The organism is Streptomyces sp. NPDC057654, from assembly GCF_042800135.1.
Taxonomy (GTDB): domain Bacteria; phylum Actinomycetota; class Actinomycetes; order Streptomycetales; family Streptomycetaceae; genus Streptomyces.
On the sequence record NZ_JBHVHQ010000694.1, the window covers coordinates 1 to 4,665 of the forward strand.

A 4,665-nucleotide genomic window follows, 5' to 3' on the forward strand; every position below is an offset into this window, starting at 1 on the left:
CCCTTGGGCCGTGCTCCGGTACGACGCCTCTCTCCAGTGGGCCGTCACCCTGCTGATCATCGTCATCGCGGTCATCACCGTCCGGCCGGTGGGCGTCAGCGGCCGCGGCCTGGCCGTGGCCGGCCTGCTGGTGGTCAACTCCGTGGCCCTGCTGATCAGGCACCTGCCGCACGCCTTCCCGCGCCGGGCCGCGCTGCTCTGGCTGACCGCCGGTGTGGTGGCGTCCGCCGGCCTGATGGAGGCGAGCAACAGCGGTTCCGGCTACCTCTTCGCCTACTTCCTCGTCGGCCACGCCGGCTACCGCCTCGCCCTCAAGCCGGCCCTGGCGGTCGCGGCCCTGTCCAGTCTGCTGTGCGGCGCCGTCTTCTATTTCTACGTCGGCCCCGATCACCAGGTGCTGACCTGGACCTTCGGCCTCAGCACCGGCGTCCCGGTGGCGGCCGGAATCCTGGGCCGCAACAGGCAACAGGCCGTGGAGGCGAGGCTCCAGGCCGCCGAGTCCGCCGAGCGGGCCGCGCGGGCCGAGGCGCGAACGGCCGTGCTCACCGAACGCGGCCGCATCGCCCGCGACGTCCACGATGTGCTGGCGCACTCGCTGGCCGGGATCAACATGCACCTGGAGCTGGCGGACGCCCTGATCGACACCGGCGACCTGGAGAAGGTCCGCGCGGCGCACAACACGGCGCAGAGCCTGGTCAGAGAGAGCCTGAAGCAGGCCCAGTGGACCGTGCACGCGCTGCGCGAGGACTCCCTTCCGCTGCTGGAGAGCCTGACCGCCATGATCGAGTCGTCCGGCCACCGCGAGGCGCTCACCGTCACCGGGGCCGTCCGGGAGCTGCCGGCGCAGGTCACCCAGAACGTGCTGCGCATCGCGCAGGAGGCGCTGACCAACGCGGCCCGGCACGCTCCCGGGGCCGAGGTCGCGGTGGAGCTGACGTTCGACACCGCCTCGGCCGGCCTTGCCGTCCGCAACGGGCCCGCGACCGGTGCGGCGACCGCGGGTGTCGGCAGCGGCATGGGGCTGATAGGAATGCGCGAACGCGTCGCCCTGCTGGGCGGCACTCTCACCGCGGGTCCGCTCACCGAGGGGCCGGACCGGGGCGGCTGGCAGGTGGAGGCAGTGATCCGAGGATGACGACGAACGAACCGGCGCAGGAGCCACGGAACCCGCAGGACCCGCCGGACCCGTCGACTGGGCGCCCGCTGAAGGTGATCGTCGCCGACGACCAGGCCACCGTCCGCGAGCCGTTGGCCGCGGTGCTCGACATGACCGAGGACATCGACGTCGTCGCCGCCGCCGCGGACGGCGCCGAGGTGCTCGCCGCCGTGGCCGCCACACTGGTCGACGTCGTCCTGATGGACCTGCGCATGCCGGTCATGGACGGCACCGAGGCCACCCGCCGGCTGAGCGAGGACCACCCGGGAACGGCCGTGGTCGTGCTGACCACCTTCGCCGACGACGACTCGATCCTGGCCGCCCTGAACGCCGGCGCCCGCGGCTATCTGACGAAGAACGCGGGGCGCCAGGACATCGTCCGCGCGATCCGGGCCGCCGCCGCGGGACAGTCCGTCCTCGACCACCAGGTGCAGAACCGTCTCCTGGCCACCGTCCGCACCCGCACGCCGGTCGACGCGCAGCCGCTCCCCGCGGACCTCACCCGCCGCGAACGCGAGGTGCTCACCCTCATCGGCCAGGGCCTGCCCAACCAGGCCATCGCCGAGAAACTCTTCATCAGCGAGGCCACGGTCAAGACCCACATCAACAACCTGTTCGCCAAAGCCGGCATCCAGGACCGCGCCGACGCCGTCCGCCGCGCCATCGCGGCCGGCCTGGCATGACCGGGAGCCCCTTCGCGGCCGTCGGCGTCAGGCGCCGGGGCGTGTGTGCGGCTCCTGCGGCACGGCCAGGCGGACCGGAGGGGTCATATCGCGTACGTGCTCCCGGTGCCAGCAGGCTCCGGTCTCCCGGAGCTCTCGCCAGGTCGTGAACCGGTACTGGAACAAGCGGGCGCGGACGTATGCCGGGCGGCGGTCCGGGAACGGGTTGTGGCGGAGCAGGCGGAGCGTGTCGCGGTCGTCGAGCAGCAGCCGCTCGATGAAGCCGTCGAACCACGAGCCGCCGTACGCCGGATTGAGCGGCACGAACCAGAGCATCCAGTCGAGCCGCAGGTGCAAGGGGGCGAACTGGCGCGGCCAGCGCCCCGGCTCGCCCGGCTTGCCGTAGAAGCCGTACTCCCGCCACACCGTCCCCTCCGTGATCTCCGTGTCCCGCGTGCCCTCGATCACCACCTCTCGTCGCGTGCGGCTGACGCTGCCGAACGCGCCGTAGGAGTTCACGAGGCGCAGCGGTTCGAAGGAGGTGTTCATGCGCTGACGGCGCGTGAGGAGATTGCGGGCGGGGCGGTAACTCAGCACCAGGACGAGGACGGTGACGGTCAGTACGACGGCTTCGAACCAGACCGGGGGAGAGGCGAAGCGCGGTGCGTCGGGGAGGGAGAAGAGGCCGGCGTCCACGGTGCTCGCGGCCAGGAGGATCGTCAGCCAGTTCAGCCAGGCGAAGTTGCCGGACGCCACCAGCCACAGCTGGGTGAAGATGACCGCGAGCCCCGCCCAGGTCGCCACCGGCTGCGGCGCGAACAGGCCGAAGGGGACCACGAGTTGGGCTACGTGGTTGGCCGCCGTCTCCACTCGGTGCGCGGGGCGCGGCAGGCGGTGGAAGAACCAGCTCAGCGGGCCCGGCATCGGCTGTGTCTCGTGGTGGTAGTCCAGGCACGTCAGCTTCCGCCAGCAGCGGTCGCCGCGCATCTTGATCAGGCCCGCGCCGAACTCGACGCGGAACAGCAGCCAGCGCAGCAGCCAGAGCACCAGCACCGGCGGCCCGGTGCGCGCGTTGCCGAGGAAGACGGCCAGGAACCCCGCCTCCAGCAGCAGGGACTCCCAGCCGAACCCGTACCAGATCTGTCCGACGTTGACGATCGACAGATACAGCGCCCACAGCGCCGCCCACATCGCCATCGACGCCCCCAGCGGCACCGCGTCGGCCGCCCCCGCCGCGACGGCCGCCGCCAGCAGCGCCCCCGCCCAGGCCCACGCGGCGAAGAACCGGTCCGAATAGTGCAGCTGGAAAGCGCTGGGGGACTCGCGGAACGGCACCCGCGCCACGTACTCCGGCACCGGCAGCATCCCCCGCTCGCCGATCAGCGCGCGGAACTGGCCGGCCGCCGCCAGGAAGGCGATCAGATAGACGGCGGCCAGACCCCGCTGGAAGACCAGCCGGGCGAGCCAGTAGTCGGACGAGGCGAACCACTCCATGGCCTCATCCGTACCACTCGCCGGAGGTCCGCGGTGCGGGCTCAGGCCGCCCGGCGCGTCGGGGAGTCGAAGGCCGCCTCGGCCGTCAGCAGGAACGACGCGTCCGCGCCCGCCGCGAGCTCCCGGGGCTCCGCGCCGCGCGTGAACAGCCGGGCCGGCCGCTCGCCGCCGATGGCCGCCCGCTCGCCCGCGACCCGCAGCCACGAGCCCTCGCGCAGCCCCAGCACCGGCACGTCGTTCTCCTCCAGGAACTCCGTCAGCCGCTCCTCGCGCGTCTCGCCCTTGTGCGTGCTCAGCGGGTCGGGGTCCAGGTAGTGCGGGTTGATCTGGAACGGGACCAGGCCGAGCGTCTCGAAGGACGGCGGCTGCACGATCGGCATGTCATTGGTGGTGCGCAGGGTCGGCGCCGCCATGTTCGTGCCCGCGCTCGCCCCCATGTACGGCAGCCCGCCCCGTACGGCCGTACGCAGCGCGTCCCGCAGCCCCGTCCGGTACAGCGCGCTCAGCAGCCGGAAGGAGTTGCCGCCGCCGACGAACACCGCGTCGGCGTCCGCGAGCGCGACGAGCGGGTCGCCGCTCTCGTGCACGCCGCGCACCGTGATGCCAGAGGGCTCCAGCGCGCCGCGCACCCGCGCCGTATACGCGTCGTGGTCGGCCAACGCGTAGGGCACGAAGGCGAGTCGGGCGCCGGAGGGCAGGAAGCCGGTGACGGTGTCCAGGGCGTGCGCCAGGTAACCCTGGCCGTGCTGGGTGGAGTTGGACAGCAGGAGAAGGTCCATGGGTGGTGCTCCTTTTCGATATCCGTTGTGCGTCACGTCAGTTCTGGGGGCGGCGGGCCGACCGCTGCGGGGGAGTCGTGAGCCGTTTCTCCAGCGTGTGCGCGGCCCGGCGCAGCACGTCGAGGCGGTCCTCGGGACCGTCGGGGAAGCGCTCCTCGGCGCCGCCCAGGCTGAGGCTGCCGTACGGTTCCCGGCCCAGGAACAGGGGGACGGCGAGGGTGGCCACCCCCGCGTCGTACTCGCCGACCGTCCAGGCGTGGCCCCGCGCCCGTACCTGCCGGAACTCCTCCTCCAGCCGGTTCGGGTCCGTCTGCGTACGTTCCGTGAACCGCGCCATGGGGCGGTCCCGGAACAGCCGGTGGCGCTGGTCGTCGGGGAGGAAGGCGTAGAACGACTTGCTGGTGGCCCCGGCGTGCGCCGGGTACAGCTCGCCGACCAGCGGGTAGTAGCGCAGCGGCCCGGACTCGCCCTCGACGGCCGCGACGCAGCGCATATGGAAGCTGTCCGGCACGCACAGCAGCACCGTGTCGCCGGTCTCGCGGCACAGTTCCTCCAGCACGGGCCGGGCCAGCAG

At 72.5% G+C, this 4,665-nt stretch carries 5 protein-coding genes; 2 read left to right on the forward strand and 3 right to left on the reverse strand.

Annotation, left to right across the window (positions count from 1 at the left end; translation table 11 throughout):
* Both ACFU99_RS33820 and ACFU99_RS33825 read left to right on the forward strand, forming a co-directional pair.
* Positions 1 to 1,135: sensor histidine kinase (locus tag ACFU99_RS33820; protein ID WP_384399422.1), on the forward strand; the 1,135-nt coding region annotated here is incomplete at its 5' end.
* A 74-nt stretch (positions 1,136 to 1,209) separates the two neighbouring features.
* Positions 1,210 to 1,839, forward strand: coding sequence for a response regulator (locus ACFU99_RS33825; RefSeq protein WP_384399434.1), 630 nt, complete (start codon positions 1,210 to 1,212; stop codon positions 1,837 to 1,839).
* Between the two features lie 27 nt (positions 1,840 to 1,866).
* Here the strand turns inward: ACFU99_RS33825 and ACFU99_RS33830 are convergent, their stop codons facing one another.
* The 3 genes from ACFU99_RS33830 to ACFU99_RS33840 all read right to left on the reverse strand — a co-directional run.
* A complete protein-coding gene (locus ACFU99_RS33830; RefSeq protein WP_384399425.1) occupies positions 1,867 to 3,312 on the reverse strand; it encodes a lipase maturation factor family protein in 1,446 nt (481 codons plus the stop codon).
* Positions 3,313 to 3,353: 41 nt separating this feature from the next.
* Positions 3,354 to 4,091 (reverse strand): dipeptidase PepE, encoded by a 738-nt coding sequence (gene pepE / locus ACFU99_RS33835; protein WP_384399428.1) that lies wholly within the window; start codon positions 4,089 to 4,091, stop codon positions 3,354 to 3,356.
* A gap of 37 nt (positions 4,092 to 4,128) precedes the next feature.
* Positions 4,129 to 4,665, reverse strand: a 537-nt coding sequence (locus ACFU99_RS33840; RefSeq protein ID WP_384399431.1) for an IclR family transcriptional regulator, incomplete at its 5' end; no start/stop codon positions are given.

Excerpts from the sequence above, each read along its gene's own strand:
- ACFU99_RS33830 (WP_384399425.1), bottom strand. The coding sequence starts at position 3,312 with ATGGAGTGGTTCGCCTCGTCCGACTACTGGCTCGCCCGGCTGGTCTTC.
- pepE (WP_384399428.1), bottom strand. The coding sequence starts at position 4,091 with ATGGACCTTCTCCTGCTGTCCAACTCCACCCAGCACGGCCAGGGTTAC.